25 protein-coding genes and 2 tRNA genes are annotated in these 26,058 nt (G+C 70.4%); 13 read left to right on the forward strand and 14 right to left on the reverse strand.

Annotated features, from left to right (window positions below; genetic code table 11):
- Positions 1 to 119 precede the first annotated feature (119 nt).
- Positions 120 to 1,232 carry an acyl-CoA dehydrogenase family protein gene (locus ACQEU8_RS17740; protein ID WP_433101680.1) on the forward strand — a complete coding sequence of 371 codons (1,113 nt, stop codon included), beginning with the start codon at positions 120 to 122 and terminating at the stop codon, positions 1,230 to 1,232.
- A 57-nt stretch (positions 1,233 to 1,289) separates the two neighbouring features.
- Here ACQEU8_RS17740 and ACQEU8_RS17745 read toward each other — a convergent pair whose 3' ends face one another.
- From ACQEU8_RS17745 to ACQEU8_RS17755, 3 genes are read right to left on the reverse strand one after another with little or no spacing between them, the layout of a single operon-like run.
- Positions 1,290 to 1,637 (reverse strand): rhodanese-like domain-containing protein, encoded by a 348-nt coding sequence (locus ACQEU8_RS17745; protein ID WP_433101682.1) that lies wholly within the window; start codon positions 1,635 to 1,637, stop codon positions 1,290 to 1,292.
- Entirely contained in the window at positions 1,634 to 2,491 is an 858-nt protein-coding gene (locus ACQEU8_RS17750; RefSeq protein ID WP_433101684.1) for a J domain-containing protein, read from the reverse strand. The genes ACQEU8_RS17745 and ACQEU8_RS17750 overlap by 4 nt, the downstream gene beginning before the upstream one ends.
- A gap of 51 nt (positions 2,492 to 2,542) precedes the next feature.
- On the reverse strand, positions 2,543 to 2,899 hold the full coding sequence (locus ACQEU8_RS17755; RefSeq protein WP_433102481.1) for a winged helix-turn-helix transcriptional regulator: 357 nt from the start codon (positions 2,897 to 2,899) through the stop codon (positions 2,543 to 2,545).
- Between the two features lie 155 nt (positions 2,900 to 3,054).
- Between ACQEU8_RS17755 and ACQEU8_RS17760 the strand changes: the two genes are divergently transcribed.
- The gene (locus ACQEU8_RS17760; protein ID WP_433101686.1) at positions 3,055 to 3,711 is read left to right on the forward strand and encodes an FMN-dependent NADH-azoreductase; all 657 of its coding nucleotides are present in this window, start codon (positions 3,055 to 3,057) and stop codon (positions 3,709 to 3,711) included.
- A gap of 127 nt (positions 3,712 to 3,838) precedes the next feature.
- On the opposite strand, the gene ACQEU8_RS17765 is transcribed toward ACQEU8_RS17760, so the two are convergent.
- A tRNA-Leu gene (locus tag ACQEU8_RS17765) sits at positions 3,839 to 3,922 on the reverse strand.
- 438 nt (positions 3,923 to 4,360) lie between these two features.
- On the opposite strand from ACQEU8_RS17765, the gene ACQEU8_RS17770 reads away from it, so the two are divergent.
- The 6 genes from ACQEU8_RS17770 (at position 4,361) to pknB (ending at position 12,460) form a co-directional block, all read left to right on the forward strand.
- Entirely contained in the window at positions 4,361 to 5,191 is an 831-nt protein-coding gene (locus ACQEU8_RS17770; protein ID WP_433101688.1) for an FhaA domain-containing protein, read from the forward strand.
- 10 nt (positions 5,192 to 5,201) lie between these two features.
- Entirely contained in the window at positions 5,202 to 5,708 is a 507-nt protein-coding gene (locus ACQEU8_RS17775; RefSeq protein WP_433101690.1) for an FHA domain-containing protein FhaB/FipA, read from the forward strand.
- Positions 5,709 to 5,744: 36 nt separating this feature from the next.
- Positions 5,745 to 7,412: a Stp1/IreP family PP2C-type Ser/Thr phosphatase gene (locus ACQEU8_RS17780; protein ID WP_433102483.1), complete on the forward strand. Its 1,668-nt coding sequence runs from the start codon at positions 5,745 to 5,747 to the stop codon at positions 7,410 to 7,412.
- A gap of 14 nt (positions 7,413 to 7,426) precedes the next feature.
- On the forward strand, positions 7,427 to 8,845 hold the full coding sequence (locus tag ACQEU8_RS17785) for an FtsW/RodA/SpoVE family cell cycle protein (RefSeq protein WP_433101692.1): 1,419 nt from the start codon (positions 7,427 to 7,429) through the stop codon (positions 8,843 to 8,845).
- On the forward strand, positions 8,842 to 10,314 hold the full coding sequence (locus ACQEU8_RS17790) for a peptidoglycan D,D-transpeptidase FtsI family protein (RefSeq protein WP_433101694.1): 1,473 nt from the start codon (positions 8,842 to 8,844) through the stop codon (positions 10,312 to 10,314). The genes ACQEU8_RS17785 and ACQEU8_RS17790 overlap by 4 nt, the downstream gene beginning before the upstream one ends.
- Positions 10,315 to 10,495: 181 nt before the next feature.
- A complete protein-coding gene (gene pknB, locus ACQEU8_RS17795) occupies positions 10,496 to 12,460 on the forward strand; it encodes a Stk1 family PASTA domain-containing Ser/Thr kinase (RefSeq protein WP_433101696.1) in 1,965 nt (654 codons plus the stop codon).
- A gap of 301 nt (positions 12,461 to 12,761) precedes the next feature.
- Here pknB and ACQEU8_RS17800 read toward each other — a convergent pair whose 3' ends face one another.
- The 6 genes from ACQEU8_RS17800 to ACQEU8_RS17825 all read right to left on the reverse strand — a co-directional run bounded on the left by ACQEU8_RS17800 (position 12,762) and on the right by ACQEU8_RS17825 (position 17,508).
- Positions 12,762 to 13,535 carry a class E sortase gene (locus tag ACQEU8_RS17800; protein WP_433101698.1) on the reverse strand — a complete coding sequence of 258 codons (774 nt, stop codon included), beginning with the start codon at positions 13,533 to 13,535 and terminating at the stop codon, positions 12,762 to 12,764.
- A 65-nt stretch (positions 13,536 to 13,600) separates the two neighbouring features.
- On the reverse strand, positions 13,601 to 14,965 hold the full coding sequence (locus tag ACQEU8_RS17805) for a class E sortase (protein ID WP_433101700.1): 1,365 nt from the start codon (positions 14,963 to 14,965) through the stop codon (positions 13,601 to 13,603).
- On the reverse strand, positions 14,962 to 15,663 hold the full coding sequence (locus ACQEU8_RS17810) for an aminodeoxychorismate/anthranilate synthase component II (RefSeq protein ID WP_433101702.1): 702 nt from the start codon (positions 15,661 to 15,663) through the stop codon (positions 14,962 to 14,964). The genes ACQEU8_RS17805 and ACQEU8_RS17810 overlap by 4 nt, the downstream gene beginning before the upstream one ends.
- Positions 15,660 to 15,869, reverse strand: coding sequence for a hypothetical protein (locus ACQEU8_RS17815; RefSeq protein ID WP_433102485.1), 210 nt, complete (start codon positions 15,867 to 15,869; stop codon positions 15,660 to 15,662). Before ACQEU8_RS17815 ends, ACQEU8_RS17810 begins: the two co-directional genes overlap by 4 nt.
- Before the next feature lie 87 nt (positions 15,870 to 15,956).
- Entirely contained in the window at positions 15,957 to 16,751 is a 795-nt protein-coding gene (locus ACQEU8_RS17820) for a class E sortase (protein WP_433101704.1), read from the reverse strand.
- A gap of 19 nt (positions 16,752 to 16,770) precedes the next feature.
- On the reverse strand, positions 16,771 to 17,508 hold the full coding sequence (locus tag ACQEU8_RS17825) for a DUF881 domain-containing protein (RefSeq protein ID WP_433101706.1): 738 nt from the start codon (positions 17,506 to 17,508) through the stop codon (positions 16,771 to 16,773).
- Positions 17,509 to 17,610: 102 nt separating this feature from the next.
- Here ACQEU8_RS17825 and crgA point away from each other — a divergent pair, with 102 nt between their 5' ends.
- On the forward strand, positions 17,611 to 17,874 hold the full coding sequence (gene crgA, locus ACQEU8_RS17830; protein WP_433101708.1) for a cell division protein CrgA: 264 nt from the start codon (positions 17,611 to 17,613) through the stop codon (positions 17,872 to 17,874).
- A gap of 308 nt (positions 17,875 to 18,182) precedes the next feature.
- On the opposite strand, the gene ACQEU8_RS17835 is transcribed toward crgA, so the two are convergent.
- Positions 18,183 to 19,076: a rhomboid family intramembrane serine protease gene (locus tag ACQEU8_RS17835; protein WP_433102487.1), complete on the reverse strand. Its 894-nt coding sequence runs from the start codon at positions 19,074 to 19,076 to the stop codon at positions 18,183 to 18,185.
- A gap of 132 nt (positions 19,077 to 19,208) precedes the next feature.
- Positions 19,209 to 19,736, reverse strand: coding sequence for a peptidylprolyl isomerase (locus tag ACQEU8_RS17840; protein ID WP_433101710.1), 528 nt, complete (start codon positions 19,734 to 19,736; stop codon positions 19,209 to 19,211).
- Positions 19,737 to 19,949: 213 nt separating this feature from the next.
- Here ACQEU8_RS17840 and ACQEU8_RS17845 point away from each other — a divergent pair, with 213 nt between their 5' ends.
- Positions 19,950 to 20,690, forward strand: coding sequence for a DUF5324 family protein (locus tag ACQEU8_RS17845; RefSeq protein ID WP_433101712.1), 741 nt, complete (start codon positions 19,950 to 19,952; stop codon positions 20,688 to 20,690).
- Between the two features lie 78 nt (positions 20,691 to 20,768).
- Here the strand turns inward: ACQEU8_RS17845 and ACQEU8_RS17850 are convergent, their stop codons facing one another.
- Positions 20,769 to 21,281: an STAS domain-containing protein gene (locus ACQEU8_RS17850; protein ID WP_433101714.1), complete on the reverse strand. Its 513-nt coding sequence runs from the start codon at positions 21,279 to 21,281 to the stop codon at positions 20,769 to 20,771.
- Positions 21,282 to 21,481: 200 nt separating this feature from the next.
- Here ACQEU8_RS17850 and ACQEU8_RS17855 point away from each other — a divergent pair, with 200 nt between their 5' ends.
- A complete protein-coding gene (locus ACQEU8_RS17855; RefSeq protein ID WP_433101716.1) occupies positions 21,482 to 23,581 on the forward strand; it encodes an ATP-binding protein in 2,100 nt (699 codons plus the stop codon).
- A 268-nt stretch (positions 23,582 to 23,849) separates the two neighbouring features.
- Here ACQEU8_RS17855 and ACQEU8_RS17860 read toward each other — a convergent pair.
- A tRNA-Ala gene (locus ACQEU8_RS17860) sits at positions 23,850 to 23,922 on the reverse strand.
- A gap of 130 nt (positions 23,923 to 24,052) precedes the next feature.
- On the opposite strand from ACQEU8_RS17860, the gene ACQEU8_RS17865 reads away from it, so the two are divergent.
- The gene (locus ACQEU8_RS17865) at positions 24,053 to 24,604 is read left to right on the forward strand and encodes a helix-turn-helix domain-containing protein (protein ID WP_433101718.1); all 552 of its coding nucleotides are present in this window, start codon (positions 24,053 to 24,055) and stop codon (positions 24,602 to 24,604) included.
- Positions 24,605 to 24,660: 56 nt separating this feature from the next.
- Complete coding sequence (locus tag ACQEU8_RS17870) at positions 24,661 to 26,052, forward strand: serine/threonine protein kinase (protein WP_433101720.1); 1,392 nt, start codon at positions 24,661 to 24,663, stop codon at positions 26,050 to 26,052.
- Positions 26,053 to 26,058 lie beyond the last annotated feature (6 nt).

Consider the following 26,058-nt stretch of genomic DNA (forward strand, 5'->3'; position numbering starts at 1 on the left):
GGCCGAGCCCGCACGCCCCTGGCCCAGCCGGCCCTCTGGTGAAGTCCGCGCTCTCACCCTAACCTGACGGCTCGTCAGCTTTCAGAGGGCCACTCGAGGGGCAATCCGGGGAGAGCGCCATGGACTTCAGCTTCAGCGAAGAGCAGCAGGCAGCCCAGGAAGCCGCCAAGGCCGTCTTCTCACAGGTGTCACCCGACGCCGTGGACAGCCCGGCGCTGACCCGGGGGACGGTCGCCGACGATTTCGACCGGGCGCTGTGGCAGCGGCTGGCGCGGTCCGACCTGCTCGGGCTCACCGTCCCCCGCGAGCACGGCGGCCTGGGGCTCGACCCGGTGGCACTGTGCCTGGTGCTGCGCGAGGCAGGCCGCGTACTGGCGCGCGTACCGCTGCTGGAGACCAGCGCGGCCGCCCTCTCCCTGGCCACATACGGCACAAAGGAGGCGCGCGCCGCGCTGCTGCCGCGGATCGCGGCGGGCGAGCTGGCTGTCACGGTCGCCGGGCAGGGGCGTACGGGCCATGAACCGGCCGAGCACGCCGTGACGGCGAGCGCCGCGCCCGACGCGCCCGACGGCGGCGGCTGGGTGCTGGACGGCGTACAGACCGCTGTGCCATGGGCCGGCACAGCGGACCTCGTCGTCGTCCCCGCCCACACGGCCGAAGGACGCCCGCTGCTGGCGCTCCTGGCGCCCGGCACCGACGGCGTCTCCCTCGCCGAGCAGGCCTCCTCCAACGGCGAGCGCTACGCGGAGGTCGGCCTGACAGCGGTGCGCATACCGGCGCGGGACGTCATCGACGATCCGGAGGCTCCCGGCCGACTGCACCAGCTGATGACCACCGGCACCTGTGCGCTCGCCCTGGGCCTTGGCACCAAGGTGCTGGAGATGACCAGCGAATACGTCAGCCGGCGCGAACAGTTCGGGTTTCCGATCGCCACGTTCCAGGCGGTGGCCGTCCAGACAGCCGACCGCTACATCGACCTGCGCGCAATGGAGGCCACCCTCTGGCAGGCGGCCTGGCGGCTGGACCCTCGCGACGTGGCAGTCGCCAAGATGTGGGCGTCCGACGGAGTACGCCGCGTCGTGCAGACGGCCCAGCATCTGCACGGCGGCATGGGCGCCGACACCGACTACCCCCTGCACCGCTTTCATGCCTGGGCCAAGCAATGGGAGCTCTCCTACGGCCCGGCAGCCGCCCATGAGGAAGCCCTCGCTGACCTGCTCGCCACCAGCTGAGCGGGCCGCCGCACCTGTCGCAGCCGTCGAGGATTCCGGCCCCGCCTGCGTCCGGGCCTACTGCACGAAAGCCGACCCCGCGTCGCTCTCCAAGGGCCGCCCGGCGGCGTGCCAGGCGAGCATGCCGCCGTCGACGTTCACCGCGTCCACGCCCTGCTGGGCGAGGTAGCCGGCGACCTGGGCCGAACGCCCGCCGACGCGGCAGATGACATACACCCGCTCGCCCTCGCCCAGCCGTTCGGTCAACTCGCCCTGCCGCGCGACGAACTCGCTCATCGGAATGTGCAGCGCGCCGGGCGCCCGGCCTGCGGCCCACTCGTCGTCCTCGCGTACGTCCAGCAGCAGCGCGTCGGCCGGTACGGAGGCGGCGTCCGTCTGCGGCACCTGCCCGGGAAGGGCGTTCATTCCTGCTCTCCCTCTCTCAGCCGGGCGAGCTCGCGCTCGCGCTCGGCCACCTGCCCGAGCAGTTGCTCGGCGATCTCTTCCAGCAGTGCGTCGGGATCGTCGGGCGCCAGCTTCAGCATCGCCCCGATCGCGCTCTCCTCCAGCTCCGCTGCCATCCCGGCGAGCATCTCCTTGCGCTGCGCCAGCCACTCCAGCCGCGCGTACAGCTCTTCGCTGCGCAGCAGTTCGGCCACGGGCGCGGGCAGCGGGCCCGCTTCCCACTCCTCGGCGAGCGCGGCGAGCGCGGGCGCGTCACCGTCCGCGTACGCCTTGTTCACCCGCACGAGGAACGCCTCCCGCCGCTCGCGCTCCGCCTCGTCCTGGGCGAGGTCGGGATGGGCCTTGCGGACCAGATCGCGGTACGCCTTACGGGCCTCCTCGCTGGGCCGCACCCGGCTCGGGGGACTGACGGACTGCTCGTTGAGCATCGCCTGGGCCTCGGGAAGCATGCCGTCGGAGCCGATCCAGCCGAAGAACAGCTCCTCGACCTTCGGCATCGGCAGGACGGCGCCGCGTGCCGCGTCGGCCTTGCGGATGTCCTCGGGGTCGCCGGTGCGCGCCGCGATCGCCTCGGCGATCTGCGCGTCCAGCTCGTCGAGCCGGGCGTAGACGGGACCGAGCCGCTGGTGGTGCAGCCGGGAGAAGTTCTCCACCTCGACCCGGAAGGTCTCGACCGCGATCTCGTACTCGATCAGCGCGGTCTCCGCGGCCCGCACCGCCTTCTCGAGGCGCTCGGTACCGGGCTCCTCGCCCGCTGTGGGGCCTTCGCTCACCTTCGGGTCCTCGCTCGCCTGGGCGGGGGAGTTGGCGTTCATCGCCACCACCCTACGACCGCCGCGCCCCGGCCCGCCCCGGAACGCCTCCGGTCACTCCCGGAACGCCTCCGGACAGGAGCCGGCGGACAGCGGAAGGTGACTGTCCGCCCAGCGCGTGAGCTCCACCATGGCGGGCCGCAGGGCATGCCCGGCGTCGGTGAGGCTGTAGCTGACCCGCAGCGGCGGGCCCTCCTCGACGGACCGGGAGACCAGGCCGAAGGACGCCAGCTCGGTGAGCCGGTCGGAGAGCATCCGCTCACTGATGCCCGGCACCGCACGGCGCAGCTCCGCGAAGTGACCAGGGCCACTCATCAGCGCGGCCAGGATCAGCCCCGTCCACCGCTTGCCGAGCAGGTGGAAGACGCGCGTGATGGCGCTCTCCGGCTCGGTGCAGACCGCAGCAGCCATGGCGCGCTCCGGCGGCAGATCGCGCATCTCTCCAAGCTCTGACATGGCACCAGAGTACTGCGCGACAGCAAGGAGGTGCAGAAAAGTAAGTAACTGTGTTATAACTAGCTACGTCGGAAAGGTTCGACAGCTTACGAAACACTAGGAGTCCCCCCATGGCCACCCTCCTGCACATCGACACCTCGGTCCACCCGGACGGTGCCTCCGTCTCCCGCTCCGTGACCGCCTCCTTCCGCGAGGCATGGGAGGCCCAGCACCCGGACGGCAAGGTGATCTACCGCGACCTCAACGCAGACCCGATCCCGCATCTGCAGGACGTGGCCGCGGCCGCAGGCTTCATACCTCCCCAGAACCACACCGCCGAGCAGGCTGCCGCCTTCGCACCGCGCGACCAGCTGGCCACCGAGCTGGAGCAGGCGGACGCGGTGCTGATCGGCGCCCCGATGTACAACTACGCGATTCCCTCGACCCTCAAGGCGTGGCTGGACCACGTGATCATCATGGGCCGCACCGCCGGTACGGAGAACCCGTCGGCGGCCGGCAAGCCGACCACGGTGGTCGCCAGCCGCGGCGGCGGCTACGGCCCGGGCACCCCGCGCGAGAGCTTCGAGTTCGTACTGCCCTACCTGGAGAAGCTGCTGGGCGAGGCCACCCTCGGGCTGGATGTCGAGTTCATCGTGCCGGAGCTCACGCTGGCCGAGTCGACACCCGGCATGGAACAGCTCATCGACATGGCCAGGGAGTCCCGCGCCAAGGCGCACGAGGAGGCCGAGGCCCGCGGCAAGGCCCTGGCGTCCCAGCTCGCCGCCTGAGACCGCGGGCCGCGTACGGCCGCGGCCCGCGCGAGCGGTTGTCACGCGCCGGTCGTCACGAAGGACCACCGCGCGAGCACATACGAAGAAGGCTCCCACCGGGTTCCGGTGGGAGCCTTTTTCTCTGTGCGCGAGGGGGGAGTTGAACCCCCACGTCCTTTCGGACACTGGAACCTGAATCCAGCGCGTCTGCCTATTCCGCCACCCGCGCATTGGGTGTTGTCGTCTCGCCCGGTGCGGGCGCCTGCCGACATCCAGAAGATTAGCACGCTGTCCGGGGTGGACTCACATCCGTATTCCGCCCCTGCTCGGGCCCTCGGACAGGACACTCGGTGCGGGACCCAGCGCGGGCGCTCTACTATCCATGCGAGGGTGTAGGGCGGTACGAGCGACTGTGGGCGGGGGCACGCGCGGACCACTGTGAGGGGCAACACTTGAGCACCGGGCCCCGGTGGGGAACCAGTCGATTTCCTCGCGCGTGGATACGATCAGTAAGCAGTACCGCAGAAGCGTCGTGCCCTGATCCCGGGGACACTGGGAAGTGGGTGCGAAGCACGGCACCAGGCACGAAACAGGCACGCGAGCAGGCACCAGGCACTAGGCACGAAGCAGGCACTAGGTCGGAGAGCATCTGGGAAGGAGGTGCGTCGTGGGAGTACTGAAGCGGTTCGAGCAGCGACTCGAGGGTCTCGTGAACGGCACCTTCGCGAAGGTGTTCAAGTCCGAGGTGCAACCCGTGGAGATCGCGGGCGCCCTCCAGCGGGAGTGCGACAACAACGCGACGATCTGGAATCGCGAGCGCACGGTTGTCCCCAACGACTTCGTCGTCGAACTCAGCCCGCCGGACTACGAGCGGCTCAGCCCCTACTCGGGCCAGCTCGGCGACGAACTCGCCGGCATGGTGCGGGACTACGCCAAGCAGCAGCGCTACACGTTCATGGGGCCGATCAAGGTCCATCTGGAGAAGGCCGACGATCTCGACACCGGCCTCTACCGCGTACGCAGCCGCACCCTCGCCTCCAGCACCTCCCAGCCGCAGCGCGGCGGCCCGACACAGGCCGGCGCCGGGTACGGCGGCGCCGGTGCGGGCGCGGGTGCCGGATATCCGCCGCCGCCCGCTTCCGCGCCGCCCGCGCCCACGGCCCCGCCCACCTACGCGCCAGGCCCTGCGGGCTCGGCGGGACCGCTGCCCGGCGCCGAGACGCGGCGCTGGGTCGAGATCAACGGCAACCGCCACCAGATCTCCGGGCCGACCCTGGTGCTGGGCCGCAGCACGGAGGCCGACGTACGGATCGACGACCCCGGGGTCTCCCGGCGGCACTGCGAGATCCGTGCCGGAAACCCCTCCTCGATCCAGGATCTGGGCTCCACAAACGGAATCGTGGTAGACGGACAGCACACCACGCGCGCTACGCTCCGCGACGGCTCACGCATCGTCGTGGGCAGTACCACGATCATTTACCGGCAAGCCGAAGGGTGAAGCGGGGGCAATGTCAGAGCTGACCCTCACGGTCATGCGGTTGGGGTTTCTCGCCGTACTGTGGCTGTTCGTCATCGTGTCCATCCAGGTCATCAGGAGTGACCTGTTCGGCACCAGGGTGACGCAGCGCACCGCCCGGCGCGCGGAAGCGCAGCGCCCGGCACAGCGGCCCCAGCCCCAGCAGCCCCCACAGGGCGGCGGCAGGCGCGGCCGGGGCCGGAACGCCCCCTCCAAGCTGGTCGTCACCGAGGGGTCGCTCACCGGCACCACGGTGGCCCTCCAGGGGCAGACCATCACCCTGGGCCGCGCGCACGACTCCACGATCGTGCTGGACGACGACTACGCCTCCAGCCGGCATGCCAGGATCTACCCGGACCGTGACGGAAAGTGGATCGTCGAGGATCTCGGGTCGACCAACGGCACCTATCTCGATCGGACCCGGCTCACCACACCGACGCCGATCCCGCTCGAAGCGCCGATCCGTATCGGCAAGACGGTCATCGAGCTGCGGAAGTAGTACCGACATGACGACCGGAGGGTGGGCACCGTGCGGATGTACCCGGAGCCGACGGGCGAGGTGCGCATGAGCCTGTCACTGCGCTTTGCCGCCGGATCACACGACGGCATGATCCGCGAGCACAACGAGGACTCCGGCTACGCCGGTCCACGGCTGCTCGCGGTCGCCGACGGGATGGGCGGCCAGGCCGCCGGCGAGGTCGCCTCCTCCGAGGTGATCTCCGCCATGGTCCAGCTCGACGAGGACATCCCCGGTTCGGACATCCTCACCTCCCTCGGTACGACCGTGCAGCGCGCCAACGACCAGTTGCGCGTGATGGTCGAGGAGGACCCGCAGCTCGAGGGCATGGGCACCACGCTGACCGCGCTGCTGTGGACGGGCCAGCGGCTCGGCCTCGTACACGTCGGTGACTCCCGCGCCTATCTGCTGCGGGACGGCCAGCTCACGCAGATCACCCAGGACCACACCTGGGTGCAGCGGCTGGTGGACGAGGGCCGGATCACCGAGGAAGAGGCCACCACGCACCCGCAGCGCTCGCTGCTGATGCGGGCGTTGGGCAGCGGCGACCACGTGGAACCCGACCTGTCGATCCGCGAGGTGCGGGCCGGCGACCGCTATCTGCTGTGCTCGGACGGGCTCTCGGCGGTCGTCTCGCATCAGACGATCGAGGAGACGCTGGCCAGTTACCACGGCCCGCAGGACACCGTGCAGGAGTTGATCCAGCTCGCGCTGCGCGGCGGCGGGCCCGACAACATCACCTGCATCGTCGCCGACGTGCTGGACGTGGACGCCCTCGGCCCCGAGGACACCCTGCACGGCCAGCTCAACGACACCCCCGTCATCGTCGGCGCGGTCGCCGAGAGCCAGCAGCCGCTGGGCGGCGACGGCGCGGCGCGCAGCACCCCAGCGGCCCGCGCCGCCGAGTTGGGGCGCGGCGGCGGAGTGCCGCCGCAGGGGGCGCCCGAGGGCTTCGGCCCTCCGAACGCGGACCCGGCAGCGCCGCCGCCCGGAGCGTTCGGCCCTTACACGGACGAGGACTTCACCAAGCCCGGCAAGGGCAAGGGCCGCTGGGTCAAGCGCTCGCTGTGGATCGCGCTGGCGCTGGCCGTGGTCGGCGGCGGGCTGTACGGCGGCTACCGCTGGACGCAGACGCAGTACTACGTCGGCTCCAACAAGGAGCACGTCGCCCTCTACCGCGGCATCGACCAGGAGTTGGCGGGCGTCAAGCTGAACAAGATCGACGAGGACCACCCCGAGATCGAACTCAAGTACCTGCCCGGCTTCCAGCGCAAGGAGCTCCGCGAGACGATCGCGATGGGCAGCCGGGACGAGGCCCGCAACAAGCTGGACGAGCTGAGCGAGCAGGCGAAGGTCTGCAAGATCGTCTCCGATGCGAAGAAGCAGCCCAAGGACCCCAAGGACAAGGGCGCCGGGGGCAAGGACTCCGAGAAGCAGCGGAAGGACGAGCAGAACACGCCCGGTGACGCGGCCACCAACGGCGGCACCGGCAACGGCACCCCCGGTACGGGCACCGGTACCCCGGGCGTCGGCCAGGGCACCGCCGGTGTGGGCACCGCCCACAACGCCGCCTTCACCTCCGGCTCCACCAACGACACCACTGACGCCGCCTCCAGCACTCCCTCACCGAGCCCTGAGCTCTCGGAGAAGCAGCAGGAGCTGGCCAAGCAGTGCACCGGGCCGTAGGGGGCGGCACAGGCATGAGCAACCTCACCAACACGGGCAGCAACACCACCGTGTCCTCCGGCGGACTGCCGAGCCGCCGCAACACCGAGCTGGCGATGCTCGTCTTCGCGGTGCTCGTCCCCGTCTTCGCGTACGCCAATGTGGGGCTGGCCATCGACGACCAGCTGCCCTCGGGCATGCTCGCCTACGGCTGCGGGCTGGCGCTGCTGGCGGGAGTCGGCCACCTGGTGGTGCGCCGGTACGCGCCCTACGCCGACCCGCTGCTGCTGCCGCTGGCGACGCTGCTCAACGGGCTGGGCCTGGTGCTGATCTGGCGGCTGGACCAGTCGGAGCGGCTGCAGCAGCGCGCCGAGGACCTGTTCGGCGCCTTCAGCCCGGACGCCCCCAAGCAGCTGATGTACTCGGCGATCGGGCTGGCGCTGTTCGTGGCGATCCTGATGTTCCTCAAGGACCACCGGGTACTTCAGCGTTACACCTACATCTCGATGGCCGTCGGCCTGGTGCTGCTGATCCTGCCGATGTTCTTCCCGCCGGTGAACGGCGCGCGGATCTGGGTGAACCTGGGCTTCATCAATCTGCAGCCGGGCGAGTTCGTGAAGATCATCCTCGCGGTCTTCTTCGCGGGTTATCTGATGGTGAAACGCGATGCGCTCGCGCTGGCCTCGCGCCGCTTCATGGGGCTGTATCTGCCGCGCGGCCGTGACCTGGGGCCGATCCTCGTCATCTGGGCGCTGAGCCTGATGATCCTGGTCTTCGAGACCGACCTGGGTACCTCGCTGCTCTTCTTCGGCCTCTTCGTGATCATGTTGTACGTCGCCACCGAGCGCACGAGCTGGATCGTCTTCGGTCTGCTCCTGTCGGCGGGCGGCGCCACGGCCGTGGCCACGTTCGAGCCGCATGTGCAGGACCGCGTCCAGGCGTGGCTGCACCCCTTCGCCAAGGAGACGATGGCGCAGAGCGACCAGATCGCCCAGGCCCTGTGGGCGTTCGGCTCCGGCGGAGTGCTCGGCACCGGCTGGGGCCAGGGCAACTCGGACCTGATCGGGTTCGCCGCCAACTCCGACTTCGTCCTCGCCACGGTCGGCGAGGAGCTGGGCCTGACCGGCATGATGGCGGTCCTCATCATCTACGGACTGGTCGTCGAGCGCGGGGTGCGGATCTCGCTCGCCGCCCGTGACCCGTTCGGCAAGCTGCTGGCGGTCGGCCTCTCGGGCGCCTTCGGGCTCCAGGTCTTCGTCGTCGCGGGCGGCGTGATGGGGCTGATCCCGCTGACCGGTATGACCATGCCGTTCCTGGCCTCCGGCGGTTCCTCGGTGCTCGCCAACTGGGCACTGATCGGCATTCTGATCAGGATCAGCGACACCGCCCGCCGCCCGGCGCCCGCGCCCGCCCCGTCACCCGATGCCGAGATGACCCAGGTGGTCCGACCGTGAACAAGCCTCTGCGCCGCATCGCGATCTTCTGCGGTCTGCTGGTCCTGGCCCTGCTGGTGCGGACCAACTGGCTGCAGTTCGTCCAGGCCGACGAGCTCAAGACCGACCCGGACAACAGACGCGTCGACATCGCACGCTACGCCCAGCCGCGCGGCAACATCATCGTCGACGGCAAGGCGGTCACCGGATCGACGGTCGTCAACGGCACCGACTTCAAGTACAAGCGCACCTACAAGAACGGCCAGCTGTGGTCGCCGGTCACCGGCTTCGCCTCGCAGCGGATCGGCGCCAACCAACTGGAGAGCCTCTACGACCCGTTCCTGACGGGCGACGACGACCGGCTGTTCTTCAACCGCACCATCGACATGATCACCGGCAAGCCGCAGAAGGGCGGCAACGTCGTCACCACGCTCAACGCCAAGGCCCAGAAGGCCGCCTACGACGGGCTCGGTGACAAGAAGGGCGCGGTCGCCGCGATCAACCCGAAGACCGGCGCCATCCTGGCCCTGGCCAACAAGCCGTCCTACGACCCGTCCAGCTTCGCTGGCGTCACCGGCAAGGACGGTGAGCGGTTCAAGAAGCTGGACGACGACAAGGACCAGCCGATGCTCAACCGGGCGCTGCGGCAGACGTATCCGCCCGGCTCCACCTTCAAGGTCGTCACCGCGGCCGCGGGCCTGGAGAGCGGCAAGTACGACCTGGACTCCAAGACCGACTCCGAGGACCCGTACCGGCTGCCGCAGACGACCAAGGACCTGGGCAACGAGGGCAACAACCCGGCCTGCAAGAACGCCTCCGTGCGGGTCGCGCTGCAGTGGTCCTGCAACACCGTCTTCGCCAAGATGAGCGACCAGCTCGGCAACGACGAGATGATGAAGGCGGCCGAGAAGTTCGGCTTCAACCGCGACCAGGACGACGACTCGCAGGACACCCCGGTCCGCCCGGCGCCCAGCATCTACCCCAAGGACAACCAGCCGCAGAACGCCATGGCGGGCATCGGCCAGGCGTCCAACCGCGCCACCCCGCTGCAGATGGCGATGGTCGCCGCCGCCGTCGCCAACGACGGCAAGCTGATGAAGCCCTACATGGTGGACCAGCTCGTGGCGCCGAACCTGAACGTGGTCGAACAGACCAAGCCCAAGGAGCTGAGCCGGCCGGTGTCGCCGGAGAACGCGCAGAAGCTTCAGCAGGGCATGGAGACGGTCGTCGAGAAGGGCACCGGAACGTCGGGCAAGATCCCCGGCGTCACGGTCGGTGGCAAGACCGGTACGGCACAGCACGGTGAGAACAACAAGAAGAACCCGTACGCCTGGTTCATCTCGTATGCGAAGACGAGTGACGGATCTCCCGTCGCCGTCGCTGTCGTGGTGGAGAGTTCCGACACACTCCGCAGCGACATCGCGGGTGGCAAGCTGGCGGCCCCGATCGCCAAGGGTGTGATGGAGGCCGTCCTCGACGGCAAGCAGTGACGCACACACCAGCAGCATCGGGTGAGCCCGGTCACCACGGCCACACCAGGCACGCTCCCAGTGGCGGGTACCGTATGCCGAGCAGCACACCGCTGTGTCGCAAGCCTGGGGGCACCGCCCGGCCGAAGGCCGGGGGAGTTCCACGCGCCGCGGCACGGAAGACCGGAGAGGGCTGGAGACTATGGAAGAGCCGCGTCGCCTAGGCGGCCGGTACGAGCTGGGCTCGGTGCTCGGCCGAGGAGGCATGGCCGAGGTCTACCTCGCCCAGGACACCCGGCTGGGCCGTACGGTCGCGGTCAAGACGCTCCGCGTCGACCTCGCCCGCGATCCGTCGTTCCAGGCCCGCTTCCGCCGTGAAGCCCAGTCGGCCGCCTCGCTCAACCACCCGGCGATCGTCGCGGTGTACGACACGGGCGAGGACTATGTCGACGGGGTCTCCATCCCGTACATCGTCATGGAGTACGTGGACGGCTCCACGCTGCGGGAGCTGCTGCACTCCGGGCGCAAGCTGCTGCCCGAGCGGGCCATGGAGATGTGCGTCGGCATCCTCCAGGCGCTGGAGTACAGCCACCGCAACGGCATCGTCCACCGCGACATCAAGCCCGCCAACGTCATGCTGACGCGCACCGGCCAGGTCAAGGTCATGGACTTCGGCATCGCGCGCGCCATGGGCGACTCCGGTATGACGATGACGCAGACGGCCGCCGTGATCGGCACGGCCCAGTACCTCTCCCCCGAGCAGGCCAAGGGCGAGACCGTCGACTCCCGCTCCGACCTGTACTCCACGGGTTGTCTGCTGTACGAGCTGCTCACCGTACGGCCGCCGTTCGTCGGTGACTCCCCGGTCGCCGTCGCCTACCAGCACGTACGCGAGGAGCCGCAGCCGCCGAGCGCCTTCGATCCCGAGATCTCGCCCGCCATGGACGCGATCGTGATGAAGGCGCTCGTCAAGGATCCGGACTACCGGTACCAGAGCGCCGATGAGATGCGCGCCGACATCGAGGCGTGCCTGGACGGCCAGCCCGTCGCCGCCACCGCCATGGGCGCCGGCGGCTATCCCGAGGACCAGCCCACCACGGCACTGCGCGCCCAGGAGCCGCAGACCTCCATGCTGCCGCCGATGCGCCCGGACGACGGCGGCTACTACGACGAGCAGCGCGGCCGCCGCAAGGGCCGGAACCCGCTGTCCACGATCCTGCTGGCGCTCGCCGTGATCCTGGTGCTCGTCGGTGCGATCTTCGTCGGCAAGGCGCTGCTCGACTCGCCCAACAACGATGTGGATGTGCCCAACGTCACAGGGCTGTCCGCCTCCGAGGCCGAGGAGCAGATCGGCAACTCCGGGCTGAAGGCCGCCAAGGGCGAGAGCATCTTCTGCGACGAGAAGAAGGGCACCGTCTGCAAGACGGACCCGGGGGTCGGCGAGAGCGTCGAGCCCAACAGCACCGTCAACATGATCATGTCCAAGGGGCCGCGGGACAAGGCGCCCCGCAGCGTCCCGGACGTCACAGGCGATGTGTACGCCGACGCCAAGCAGAAGCTCAGCGAGGCGGGCTTCAAGGTCGGCAAGAAGCAGCAGGAGTCGGAGGACCAGCAGGCCGGTACGGTCCTCGAACAGGACCCCGGCGCCGGTGAGAAGGCCAAGAAGGGCTCCAAGGTCACGCTGACCGTGGCCACCGAGTCCCAGCCCACCGTGCCCAACGTCGTCGACAAGCCCTTCGACCAGGCCAAGACCCAGCTCGAAGCGCTCGGTTTCAAGGTCTCGAAGACGGAACAGGACGACGAGACCAAGGCCGCCGGCACCGTGCTGAAGCAGAACCCGGGCCCCGGCAAGCAGTCCGAGGGCACCACCATCACGCTGACCGTCGCCAAGGCCCCCGCCGACGAGCCCGCCACCGTGCCGGACCTCACCAACCAGAAGCTGAAGGACGCCAAGCAGGCCCTCCAGGACGCCGGCTTCACCGTCGGCAGCATCCAGGGACCGCAAGGCCCCAACGCGCTCGTCGTCACCACCACTCCGCCCCCCAACTCCCAGGGCAAGAAGGGCGACAAGGTCGACATCATGACCCGCCCCGGCGGCCCCGACGAGGGTGACGGCGGCGGCGACGGCGGAGGCGACGGCGGCCTCTTCGGCGGCATCGGTCGTTGACCGAACGCGGTTGTTGCGGCCACCGAACGTGGTGGTTGCGGCCGTCGTTTCTTCCGCCGGACCCTCGCGGTCGTGGTTGCGCGCCGTCGCGGCGGGATTGGACTCAGGAGGCTTCGCCCCCTGACCCCCGGACTGAGACGGCTGCGCCCCCACGGCGGGGTTTCAGGGCGGCAGCCCCCGACACCTGCCCGGCAGGGGTTTCAGGGGCGTAGCCCCTGAACCTTGTTTCCGCCGCGACGGCGCGCGACCACAACGGCGAGGGTCCGGCGGCAAAAAGGGCGGCCTCAACCACCGCGCTCGATCAACGGATCTCCGTAGGGGGCGTGCGGTCCTCGTCGACGTCTTCCGTGCGGACGAGCTCGCCCCAGACGATGTAGCGGTACTTCGAGGTGTAGACCGGCGTGCACGTCGTCAGGGTGATGTAGCGGCCGCGCTGCTTCTTGCCCGACCCCTTGGGGATCGGGTCCACCACGTCGATGTTGTACTTCGACGTCTGCGGCAGGGTCTTGAACACCTTGTACACGTACCAGGTGTTCTTGGTCTCGAAGACGACCGGGTCGCCCGTGTCGATCTTGTCGATGTTGTGGAACTTCGCCCCGTGCCCGTCGCGGTGCGCGGCGAGCGAGAAGTTGCCCGACTGGTCCTGGGGGAGCGCGGACTTGACGGGCTCGGTGTAGTAGCCCGCGATGCCCTGGTTCAGCTCCTTGGGGTCGGTGCCCTTCTTGACCAGGATGTCGTCGGACGACATCGACGGCACGTGCAGGAAGCCGATGCCGTCCCGGGTGTCGAGGTTTCCGGGGCCGCGGTCGGCGGCCCAGTGCTCGCGGACGCGGTCGCTCTCCTTCTTGGCCTGCCGGTCGGCGAGGACGTTCGTCCACCAGAGCGAGTAGACGACGAACAGGGCGAGCACCAGCCCCGCGGTGATGAGGAGTTCACCGAAGACGCCGACGGCGACGGCTATCGGCCCCCGACCCGCCGCAACCCGCGCCCCGGACTCCGCGGCGTCGGTGGCGGTCTCGTCGGCCGGGTCGGCGGTCTCCGTCGTCCCGGCGGTCTCCCGCTTGCCCTCGCTCACCTGTTGCCGCCTCCGCCGCTTCTCGCTGGTCGCTGGTCGCCACCCCGGGCCCGCCCGTCGAGGTGTCAGTCGACGAGCGCGTCCGGCTTGCCCTTGCTGCGCGGACGTTCGTCCACCATTTTGCCCCAGACGATCAGACGGTACTTGGAGGTGAATTCCGGCGTGCAGGTGGTCAGTGTGATATAGCGACCGGGCTTCGTGTAGCCCGACTTGGGCGGAACCGGATCGATCACCCCGGTATCGGACGGGGAGGTGGACGGAAGCTGCCGCGTCACCTTGTACGTGTAGTACTTGGACTGCGTCTCGACCACGACCTCGTCGCCCGGCTCCAGCCTGTTGATGTAGCGGAACGGTTCGCCATGGGTGTTGCGGTGTCCGGCGAGTGCGAAGTTGCCCTTCTTGTCCCACGGCATGGCGGTCTTCAGGGGCTTCTCGTCGTAGTGCCCGACCATGCCCTTGTCGAGCACCTTCGGCTTGGAAATGCCCTCGGCGATCGGCCTGGAGATGTCGATCTTCGGGATGTGGATGATCGCGAAGCCCTCGCCGGGCTTGAAGGCACCGGCCTTGCGCTCCGGGTCCATGCCGTCGCCCGGCTTGTGCTCGTCCCACTGCTGGTGGAGCTTGTCGGCGGCGCCGCCCGCCTGCTGGTCGGCGAGGACGTTCGTCCACCACAACTGGTAGGCGACGAAGAGCAGCATCAGCACGCCGCAGGTGATGAACACCTCACCGATGGCGCGGCTGGCGATGATGCCGGGCCCTGGCCGAAGCGCCCGGGCGGCCCTGCGCGCCTCCAGCCGCGAGGGGCCGGGCGGACGTTCGGTGTGCGAGCGCGTGCCGGGCGCCGCGACGCCGGTCCGCCGCGAGAGCTCCTCCAGGCGGGGCCTGCGCAGCCCCACGGTGCTGCGGTCCTCGGTCTGGGCCGGTCCCGCCGGCGGATCGGGATCGGGCCCGGGCTGGTAGAGGGCGGCCGCGTACGGATCGTGGCCGCTGACGGGCGCCTGCGGCCGCCCGGGGCCGGGTTCCGGCACGAACTGCTGCGGCTGCGGCGTCTGTACGGGCTGAGCGGGCTGCTGGTGCTGCGGCGGTACGGGCTCCGCGTACGCCTCGTACGGCTCGTACGGCTTGTCGTACGCCTCGTGCGGTGCCGTCGCGTACCAGGCGGGCCTCACGTCCGCCTCCGCCCCGTACAGGGCGTCGGCCGGCACCGGCCCGGGCTGCTGCGGCTGCGGCGTCACCCCCTGCTGCGGGGACGGCGATTGCCGCTGCGACTGCGACTGCGCCGGTTGCTGGCCCGGAAGAGGATCGTTGAGCGGGTCGGCGAGGGCGTCGACGGCCGCACGGTACGGGTCGTACTCGGAGCCGTAGCCTCCCTCGGGCGTCGCCGGGGAGGTGCCCTCGCCCCCCGTGCCGTCCCCGTGCCCCGTGGTCACCCGGTGACCGTCCCGAATCCGGCTCCGCGCGGCACCCCCAGCCCCGCGGAGCGCTCCACGGCCCCGGCGTCCCCGCAGCGCTCCAGCCAGTTCGCCAGCATCCGGTGGCCGCCCTCGGTGAGGACGGACTCCGGGTGGAACTGCACCCCCTCGACCGGCAGTTCACGGTGGCGCAGCCCCATCACCAGGTCGGCACCGTCCACAGCAGCGCCGCCGGGCGCCGTCCAGGCGGTGATCTCCAGCTCGGCGGGGAGCGCACCGCGTACGGCCAGCGAGTGGTAGCGCGTCGCGGTGAAGGGCGAGGGCAGCCCGGCGAAGACGCCCGCGCCCTCGTGCGAGACCACCGAGGTCTTGCCGTGCAGCAGCTCGGGGGCCCGGTCGACGACTCCGCCATAGGCGACGGCCATCGACTGCATGCCGAGGCAGACGCCGAAGACGGGGAGCCCTCGGGCCGCGCAGTGCCGCACCATGCTGATGCAGACGCCGGCGTCCTCGGGCGCCCCTGGGCCGGGGGAGAGGAGTACGCCGTCGAATCCTCCCTCCTCGCCCGCCTTCGGCGAGGAGGGGCCCACGGCGTGCCGCGGCTCGACCTCGTCGTTGCGCACCACCTCGCAGGTGGCGCCGAGTTGGTAGAGGTACTGGACGAGGTTGAAGACGAAGCTGTCGTAGTTGTCGACGACCAGGATGCGGGCGCTCACGCCGTGCCCCCCGCGACCGTGCCGGCAACCTCGGTGGCGCGGCCGGCCGCGCCGTCCACCGTCACGTCGTTGAACGGCAGCATCGGCTCCGCCCACGGGAAGACGTACTGGAACAGCAGGAAGACGACCCCGACCACCAGCACCACCGAAATCAGTGCGCGTACGTACACGTTGCCCGGCAGATGCCGCCAGATCCAGCCGTACATCCCGCGATGCCGTCCTCTCTCCTCCCGCGCCACATCGGGCACGCGTGCCGTTCGGCCCACCCAAGAGTACGGCGTCAGAGTACGGCGTCAGCCCGTGAGCGCGTCCGGCTTCCCCCCGGTCGCCGGGCTGGTGGCGTCCAGCCGGGCCCAGGCGATCAGCCGGTGGCTGCTGCCCCACTCCGGATCGCAGGTCGTCAGGGTGAGGTAGCGGCCGGGACGGTCGAAGGGGGTGGCGGCCCTGTCGACCGGCGCGGGCACGGAATCGAGCACTCCGGTGTCTCCGGGCAGGGTGCGGTAGGGGCGCCGGGTGAGCGTGTAGGTGTACCAGGTGGCGCCGTCGGTGACGTAGACGTGGTCGCCGGGGCGCAGCTTCGGGAAGTCCTTGAAGGGGTCGCCGTAGGTGCGGCGGTGTCCCGCCACGGCGAAGTTGCCGCGCTGTCCGAGGCCGGCGGTGCGGGGGTAGTGGCCGAGGCCCTTGCGCAGGGTCTGTTTGCGCGTGTTCTCCAGGACGGGCCGGGACCAGTCGCGGCCGAAGCGGGGGATGTACATGACGGCGAAGGACCTGCCGTCCCGGTAGCCGGGGCCTGCCGTGCTCCGGCCCTGGCCGCCGGTGCCGCTGTCCGCGCCGGTGCCGTTCCGCGCCTGTCCGTCGCTCTGGCCGCTCCCGGTGGCCGGGTCCGCGCCGCCGCGCCCGCCACGCCCGGCGCCGCCGTCCACCGGTCCTGACGACCACTCCTTCTGGAGCCGGGCGATCTCGTCGTCGGAGGCGCTGTCGGCGCGCAGTCCCGTCCAGTAGAGGAGGTGGACGACGAACAGCACGATCAGGATGCCGACGGTGATGCACAGTTCGCTGAGGCTTCGTACGACCGCTCGTAACGCCACGCCGTCTCACTCCCGACGGTCACTCCAGGGGCTTGGCCTGCTGGAGATCCACTGTGCCGGAGTAGCCGGGAAGAGTCAGTGCCTCGTGCTCGTCGACTTTCCAGCCGAGGCCGTAGGCGTCGACGTATTCGAGGTAGTTGCGGATCGCGGGGGCCCTGTCGAGCGCGGTGCGCAGCTTCTCCCGATCGCCGACTGCGCTGATCTTGTACGGCGGGGAGTAGACCCGGCCCTGGAGGATGAGGGTGTTGCCGACGCAGCGCACCGCGCTGGTGGAGATCAGCCGCTGGTCCATGACCTTGATGCCCTTGGCCCCGCCCTGCCACAGCGCGTTCACCACGGCCTGGAGGTCCTGCTGGTGGATGACCAGATCGTTGGGTTCGGGGTCGGGGAGCCCGGGGACCTTGGCGGTGGCGTTGGAGGGCGCGTCGTCGAGGGTGACGCTCAGCCCCTGGCCTGAGAGCTTCTTGAGGCCGGCCTGCGCCTCCAGCGCGCCGAGCTTGCGGTCCTGGGCCCCGGTGCTGCCGTCGTCGCGCCTGGCGAGTCTGTCGACCTGGCGGCGCAGTGCCGCTGCCTGGCTGTCGAGCTCGGTGTTCTGTCTGCTGCGCTCCTGGATGAGGTCGGAGAGCCGCAGCATGGAACCGTCGCTGCGGATGTTCGTCCCTTGCGCCGTGTTGAAACTGACCCAGAAGATGAGTCCCGCGAGGGCGAAGACGCCTATCGCGGCCAGCCGTGCAGGCCGGATCAACGATCTGGTCACCGTACCCTTGTCTCCCTCCGCCCTGGGAAAGCACTACGCTAACGGACCACCGTCCCCGTGGGCCGTACGGCGGTCAGCAGAGCATCGACAGGAGAGTCTCTCGTGCCGAAGTCACGTACCCGGAAGAAAGCGGACTTCACGCCCCCGCCGGAGAAGCAGGCCACCAAGATCGATCTGGGCAGTGGCGGTGGCCGCCGCTGGGTGGCCCCCCTGATGCTGGCGATGTTCGGGATCGGCCTCGCCTGGATCGTGGTGTTCTATGTCACCAACAACTCGCTTCCCGTCGAGTCGCTGGGCAACTGGAACATCGTGGTCGGGTTCGGCTTCATCGCGACCGGCTTCGTCGTCTCCACCCAGTGGAAATAAGAGTTATCCACAGGCTGATCCACAGCCTTGGAAAACTCACAAGATCTGTGGATAACTTTCCGGGTGTTGACGCCGATGTGATCGCACGGGCCGTGCCGGGAGCCCTGGTCGGGCAAGCAATCGCAAGGGAAAGGCACACCTGAGCGAAGGCAGCCCCGGACGGGCCACGCCATGCACAAGATTCCGTACCCGCTGTGGACAACCGGGCGCCGGACCTCCGTACGAGCACCGTACGAGGGGCGCCGCGCCCGGTTGTCCACCGGGCCGGCAGCCGTCCAGTGCCCAGCTGGGCCGAGGCGCCCTGCTGCTCAGCTGAGCTGGAGCGTCCGGATCACCAGGAGCATCACGACCAGCGCCAGCACCAGCGCGCAGGCGCCGTACTGCACCAGCTTCCGCCGCTCGCGGGGGGCGTGCACCATCGCGTAGGCCAGCAGCACACCGGTGACCAGGCCGCCGACGTGCGCCTCCCAGGCGATGTTCTCCCAGGTGAAGGTGAAGACCAGGTTGATCGCCAGCAGGATCAGGATCGGCCGCATGTCGTAGCGCATCCGCCGCATCAGCACGGCCGTCGCCCCGAACAGACCGAAGATCGCTCCGGAGGCGCCCAGCGACGCCTGCTGCGGCGCCACCAGCAGATAGGTGACCGCGCCGCCGCCGAGCCCGGAGAGCAGATACAGCCCCAGGAAGCGCACCCGGCCCAGCGCCGCCTCCAGCGGCGGGCCCAGGAACCACAGCCCGAGCATGTTCATCGCGATGTGCCAGATCTCCTGATGCAGGAACATCGAGGTCAGCAGCCGGTACCACTGCCCCTGGGCGACGCCCTCCAGCGGTCCGTACGGCTCGGTCACCGCCTGGCCGAACAGCAGCAGTTCGTCCAGCAGCCGGTCGCCGACCGAGAGCACCGCGATGAAGACGGCGACGTTGATGCCCAGCAGCGCCTTGGTGACCAGCCGGGGGTCAGCCGTGACCTGGCCGCCCGCTACTGTCCTGGGGCGATTGGCGCCCGGCCGGTGTCCGGTCCCCGAACCGGAGCGGACGCACTCGGGGCACTGGAATCCGACGGAGGCCGGCACCATGCACTCGGGGCAGATGGGCCGCTCGCAGCGCGTGCACGAGATGCCCGTCTCCCGGTCGGGATGCCGGTAGCAGTGCTTCGGCGCCCGCCCTTCGGCCCCGCCCCCGGGTTGTCCGTCCTGCTCCACGCTCACCCCTCCAGTGTCCCGTACGCACCCGCCCCACCCGCCCTGAATACGGACGGGTGGGGCGTGTGGTTCCCCGCCTCTCGCCGGCCGCGGGCCTGCTGTCGGCCGCTGTCGGCTGCTGTTGCTCGAGAACTACTGCCGCTCGATGACGACCGACTTGAGCACGACGTCCTGGAGCGGACGGTCGGTGCGGGGGTTGGTCTGCGTGCTGCTGATCGCGTCGACCACCTCCTGGCCGGCCTTGTCGGTGACCTCACCGAAGATGGTGTGCTTGCCCGTGAGCCAGCTGGTGGCGCCCACGGTGATGAAGAACTGCGAGCCGTTGGTGCCGGGACCCGCGTTGGCCATGGCCAGCAGGTACGGCTTGGTGAAGGCGAGATCGGGGTGGATCTCGTCGCCGAACTCGTAGCCGGGGCCGCCGGTGCCGTTGCCCAGCGGGTCCCCGCCCTGGATCATGAAGCCGCTGATCACCCGGTGGAAGACGGTGCCGTCGTACAGCCTCGCCGTGGTCTTCTGCCCCGTCTCCGGGTTCGTCCATTCGCGCGAGCCCTCGGCCAGCTCGACGAAATTCTTGACCGTCTTCGGCGCGTGGTTCGGGAAGAGCTGAACGCGGATGTCGCCGTGGTTGGTCTTCAGGGTGGCGTGGAGTTGCTCAGCCACGATCTACCTTCCATCTGTCTGCATTGACTCCCCCGATCCTCCCACGGACGCTGGAGGCAGCGGCTGACCCGGATGCCCGACCGGGGGATGCCGGGCAGAGCACGGGCAGGCATGATCTTCAAAACAGGTGGAAAAACGACTTCCTGTCCTCCGTAGCCGAAGAGGCTGCCGGAGAGACTGCCCAGAGTCATGAGCCACCGAGGAGGAGGAACCGTGACCGCCAAGAAAAGCGTGCGCGCTGCGACCGGCACCGCCAAGGAGAGCGTGCGCCACGCCGCGGAGGTGGTGAAGCCCCACGCGGGCCAGGCCAAGGACACCGCGGCGCGCTACGCGCAGGAGGCGAGTGCGCGGCTCGGGCCGAAGGTCTCCAAGGCCGCCGAGCAGGCCCGCCACTCCGCCCGCGAAGGATACGAACACTATGTCGGCCCCCGGGTCGCGCAGGCTCGTGACGCCCTCCCGCCCGAGGTCGAGGTGGCCGCGGGCCGCGCGGCCAGGCGTACCCGTAAGGCCGCCCGCAAGGCCGCCGCCTACGCGGGGCCGCGTATCGAGAGTGCGGTGACCGAGGCGCGGGCCGCCGCCGGGCCGGCCAGGGAGGAAGCGGTGCAGCGCGGGGCCGCGGCCGTGGCCGCGCTGCGCGGCCAGGTGACGGTCGAGGAGATCGAGAAGCTCTCGCGCCGCCGCCGCAGGCGCTCCCGCGCGGGCCGGTTCGTCTGGCGTGCCGGCCTGGTCGGGCTGGTGGCGGGCGGCGCCTATGCCGCGTGGCGCTGGTGGGACCGGCAGGCGAACCCGGACTGGCTGGTGGAGCCGCCGGCCGCGACGGAGGTCGGCGATCGGGCGTCCCTCTCGAGCGTGAACGGCTCACCCGTCGAGAGCGGCGGCGACTCGGAGCTGGACCCGGAGGTCAAGGCCAAGCAGGAGGACGCCGAGTCCGAGGACGGCCGCAAGAAGAAGTAGCCGCCGGTGCTGTCGGCCTCATGCGTGGGTGCCGGTGGCGTTCACGTGGGAGCCGGTGACGTTCAGGGGGCGGGAGTCTCAGCTCTCCCGCCCCCTGACCGTGATCTCGTCACCCGCGTCCTGCGGGCCCAGCGGGCCTCCCGGCGCCGCCAGGGACGGCACCGGGGCCAGCACGTCGGACAGTCCGGTGATCTGCAGTAGCCGCAGCACCCGTGGGTCGGCGCACACCAGCGTGAAGGTGCCGCCGCTAGCCAGCACCCGGGAGCGGATGTCCACGAGGAGGGCCAGGCCGCTGCAGTCGATGAAGGTGACGGGCCGCAGATCGGCGACGAGCCGCGGGGCGGCGGCGGTGGTGAGTTCGTACAGCTGGGGCGTGGTGTCGAGCACCACCGCGAGGTCGATCTCCCCGTGCAGCTCGACCACGGTACGGCCGTGCTCCGTACGGGTGAGCACCGAGCCGGCCGGACCCTCCTCCTCGTCGGCGGCGTCCGCCGCCCAGGGGTCCTCGCTCGCGGCCCAGGGCTCCTCTCGTTCGGTGGAGGACAGCCTGCGGCCGCTCTCGTCCGGGTGCGGTGCCATCGGTGCCCTCACGTATGACCTTGTGACCGTAGGAGTCCGGGAAATCGGCCCCTGAGCATAGGCAGGGGCCTTGGGGGTGGCGTTGCGCCACCCCTGCATCGTCACTCGAACGAGTGGAAAAACCCAATTCTGCTTGCCAGTTGAAGCCTCACCCTCACGAGTTCTCCGCATCTGGAGAAACCCAGAAGTGGCGGACTACGGCCCGGCCGGCCATGAAGACTGAACCTGTGCAGCAGCAGAACATCCCTGAGGAAACAAGCTCGTTCGTCGGCAGGACGGCCGAATTGGCACAGCTGACCGGAGCACTCAGGGAGCACCGACTGGTGACCCTCACCGGCGGCGCCGGAGTGGGGAAGTCGCGGCTCGCTCTGCGCGCCCTGTACGCCGCACCGCCCGAGGAGACCCGGGGCATCTACTGGGCCGATCTGTGGCCGCTGCGGAGCGACGAACTGCTGGCCGCCACCGTGGCCGACGCGCTCGGCTTGTCCGACCACACGCCCCGGATGCCGCTGGACGCGCTGTGCGGCTGGGTGGCCGACCGTTCGGTGCTGCTGGCGCTCGACTCGTGCGAGCACCTGGTGCCGTACTGCCGTCACCTGGTCGGCGAGCTGCTGACCGCCTGCCCCAACCTGACCGTGCTGGCCACCAGCAGGGAGCCGCTGGGCATGGCTGCCGAGACCGTGCTGCCCGTACCGCCGCTCGCGCTCGCCACCGAGGCGGTGACCCTCTTCCGGCAGCGTGCCGAGGCCGTCGGCCGGCCCCTGCGCGAGGCGTGTGACCAGCGGCTGGCAGCGCGGCTGTGCGCCCGGCTGGACGGGGTGCCGCTCGCCCTGGAGCTGGCCGCGGCGCAGCTGCGCCACCACACACTGGCCGAGACCGCGGAGCGGGTCCGCACCGGGCTGGACCTGCCGGACGGACTGCCCGCCTGCGCACCTCCCGGCGCCGCGCACTGCGGCCCCGACGACAACCCGCGGCGGCCGGCGCGGCACAGCGCCGTACGGACGGCGGTGGGCTGGAGCCACGAGCTGTGCCGCCCCACCGAACGGCTGCTGTGGGCGCGGCTGACCGTCTTTCCCGGCAGCTTCGACGCCGATCTCGCCGAACGGGTCTGCGCGGGCGGCCCGTTGGCCCCTCGGGAGCTGCGCGCCTGCCTGGCCGGGCTGGTGCACAAGTCGGTCGTCATGGCCGAGGGCGGCCGCTACCGGCTGCTGGACACCATCCGCGAGTACGGCCGGATGTGGCTGCGGGAGCTGGGCGAGACCGAGCATGTCGCCACCCGGCACGCCACCACGGTCGTGGAGCTGTCCCGGCAGGCCCGTACCGAGTGGCTCGGTGCGCGCCAGCAGTCGTGGTACGAGCGGCTGGAGGAGCTGTACCACGATGTGCGGGAGGCGCTGCGGTTCCTGCTGGGCACCCGCCCCGCGGCAGCCCTGGAACTGGCCGGGAATGTCGCGTTCTTCTGGGTGTGCTGCGGCCACCTCTACGAGACCCACCACTATCTGGAGCTGGCGCTGGCCTGCACCGACGGGTCGAGCGAGGCACGTGCGCGGGGCCTGTGGTCGCTGGGACTGGCCAAGCTGCTGCAGGGGGACCACGAGGCGGGCCGTACCTTCGCCGAGCTGAGCAGACAGGCGGCCACTGGTACGGGCGACGCGGAGGGGCTGCGCCAGGCCGCCTATCTGGAGGGCGTCGCCGCGCTGCTGACCGGCCGCCCGCTGGCCGCGCTGGCGACGGTCGACGCGGCGCTGCGGGACGCGGCCGCCGCGGGCGTCCGGCCGCCCGCGTTCGGCAGCACCCTGTGCCGTCTGGTGCGGGTGTTCGCGCTCACCGGCGCGGGCCGGCTCAAGGAGGCCCGCCGCGAGACGGAGGCGCTGCGCCAGGAGTGCGTACGGCTCGGGGAGTACTGGACGCGCTCGTACACCGACTACCAGCTGGGCCTGATCGCGCTGTTCGAGAGCCGTGCGTGCGCGGCCGGTGCGCACGCGCGGGACATGCTCGACGCCAAGCGGCGGATCGGCGACCGGTTCGGCATCGCCCTCGGTCTGGAGCTGCTGGCCGCCGCGTGGGCCCAGCAGGGCGAGCCGGAGCGGGCCGCCCTCGCGTACGGCGCGGCGGCACAGCACTGGGAGATGGTGGGGCACCCGCAGCGCGGCACCCCCGAGGTGGCCCCACTGCGCGACGAGGGCCAGGCCACGGCCCGCGCCCAGCTGGGCGACGCGGTGTACGACGCGCTCTTCCGCAGCGCCCTGCACGCCGACCGCGACCACGTACTGACCTGGGCCACCCACCCCGCCCCGGACCCCCACCTATGACAGACCAACGCCCGCCAGAAGCCCCTCGCGGGGAGCGGATTCACGCAGATTTGCGCCCCAACCCACCCAAACCTCGCGGGCCAACCCATCCAGAGCTTGCGGACCAACCCATCAAAGAATGCGGGCCAACCCACCCAAACTTGCGGGGCACCCCCCAAAGGGGGTGCGGGTGGCGAAGCCCCCGCAACGCGAGGCGAAGCCGAGCAAAACACGACGAGGCCGACGTGTGTCCGCGCAGCTGCGCGGACACACGTCGGCCTCGGTCTCGTGGAGCCAAGGGGAGTCGAACCCCTGACATCTGCCATGCAAAGACAGCGCTCTACCAACTGAGCTATGGCCCCGTCGGGCACCAGGGTACCGGCTCTCCTGGGCGAATTCCGACCGGGTATCGCCCCGCCCCTGTCACCGTCCGTAGGATGCACGGCAAGTTCGCGCGAGCGAAGTGAAACAGGGCAGCCCAGGGGAGACGCCATGGACGCAGCAGCACACGACCCGACAGCGAAGGCGCGCGAGCTCCAGAGTCAGTGGTACGGCGAGCCGTTGGGGACTCTCTTCCGCCGGCTGATCGAGGACCTGGGGCTCAACCAGGCGCGCCTCGCAACAGTGCTCGGACTGTCCGCGCCTATGCTTTCGCAGCTCATGAGTGGGCAGCGGGCAAAGATCGGCAACCCGGCCGTCGTCCAGCGGGTCCAGGCCCTCCAGGAGCTGGCCGCCGAGGTGGCGCGCGGCGATGTCAGCGCGGCCGACGCGACCAACCGGATGGACGAGATCCGCCGTACCGCGGGCGGCAACGTGCTCAACCACACCACGCAGACCTCCTCCTCCGGCGCCTCCCAGACCCCCGTCAAGCGCGTCGTACGGGAGATCCAGGCCCTGCTGCGTTCGGTCTCGGACGCCGCGGACATCATCGAGGCGTCCAACACGCTCGCCCCCTCCCACCCGGAGCTGGCAGAGTTCCTCAGGGTCTACGGCGCGGGCCGCACCTCGGACGCCGTCAAACACTACGAGTCGCACCAGAGCTGATCCGGGCTGATCGGCACAGAACGCACAAAGCGGAAGCAGGGGGCAGGCGCAGCACCATGGGAGAGATCTTCGCCGGCAGATACGAGCTGATCGATCCGATCGGACGCGGCGGCGTCGGCATGGTCTGGCGAGCCTGGGACCACCGGCGCAAACGGTACGTCGCCGCCAAGGTGCTCCAGCAGTCCGATGCCCACACACTGCTGCGCTTCGTCCGCGAACAGGCCCTGCGCATCGACCACCCGCACGTGCTGGCCCCGGCGAGCTGGGCGGCCGATGACGAGAAGGTCCTGTTCACCATGGATCTGGTGCGCGGCGGCTCACTGGCCCATCTGGTCGGCGACTACGGGCCGTTGCCCCCCACATTCGTCTGCACCCTGCTCGACCAGCTGCTCTCCGGTCTGGCCGCCGTGCACGCCGAGGACGTGGTGCACAGGGACATCAAACCGGCCAACATCCTGCTGGAGCCCACCGGAACCGGACGGCCGCATCTGCGGCTGTCCGACTTCGGCATCTCCATGCGCAAGGGCGAGCCCCGGCTGACGGAGACCAACTATGTGGTCGGTACGCCCGGCTACTTCGCGCCCGAGCAGATGCTGGAGGCCGAGGCGGACTTCCCGTCCGACCTGTACGCGGTCGGGCTGGTCGGGCTCTATCTGCTCACCGGCACGAAGCCGGACTCGCAGGCCCTTTTCGAGCAGTACGAGAACGGCATGCCCGCCGCGCCCGAGGGCGTTCCCGAGCCGCTGTGGCAGGTGCTGGGGCAGCTGCTGCAGCCCGATCCCGCCGCGCGCTTCCGCACCGCGACAGGTACGCGCAAGGCGTTGGCGAGCGCGGCGGAGCTGTTGGACCAGGATGCGACGTTGGAGCAGGAGCCGGTCGAGGTCTTCGACCATCTCGGCCCGCTTCCCGAGGGCTTCGGCCCCGACGGCCCGCTGCGCGGCGCCACCGGGGCGGAGGGGGGCGCACCGGGCGCTGCGGGCGCGGGTGCTGCGGGCGCGGGCGAGGGTGCTGCTGGCGGTGCCGCCGGTGCCGCTGTCGGTGGTGCGGCTGTCGGTGGTGGTGCCGGTGCAGCCGTCGGTGGTGGCGGTGCCGACGCGCCCGCCGCGCCGCAGCCGTCGGCCACCGGGAGCTTCCCGCTGCAACCGCCCGCACCTGTGCCCGCCGCCGAGACGCAGCACTATCCGTACGCTCCCGACGCGGGTGACGGCACCCGCCCCTACACCGCGTACCAGCCGCCCGCGGCCGGGCAGCCGAACCCCGTGGCCCCGGGCACGCCGCCCGCACCACCGGCCTCCGCACCCGCGCCTGCGCCGCCCACACCTGCGCCCGCGGCGCCAGGCGCGCCCACGCGGAAGCCCGGCCCGCCGGTGAAAGTGGCGGTGCCGGTGCTGATAGTCGCCCTCATCTGCCTGGCCGCAGGCATGTGGGCCCTCACTTCCGCGAGCTAGCCGTCG

Origin of the sequence: Streptomyces sp. CA-250714, assembly GCF_050936705.1 — a bacterium.
Lineage (GTDB): Bacteria > Actinomycetota > Actinomycetes > Streptomycetales > Streptomycetaceae > Streptomyces.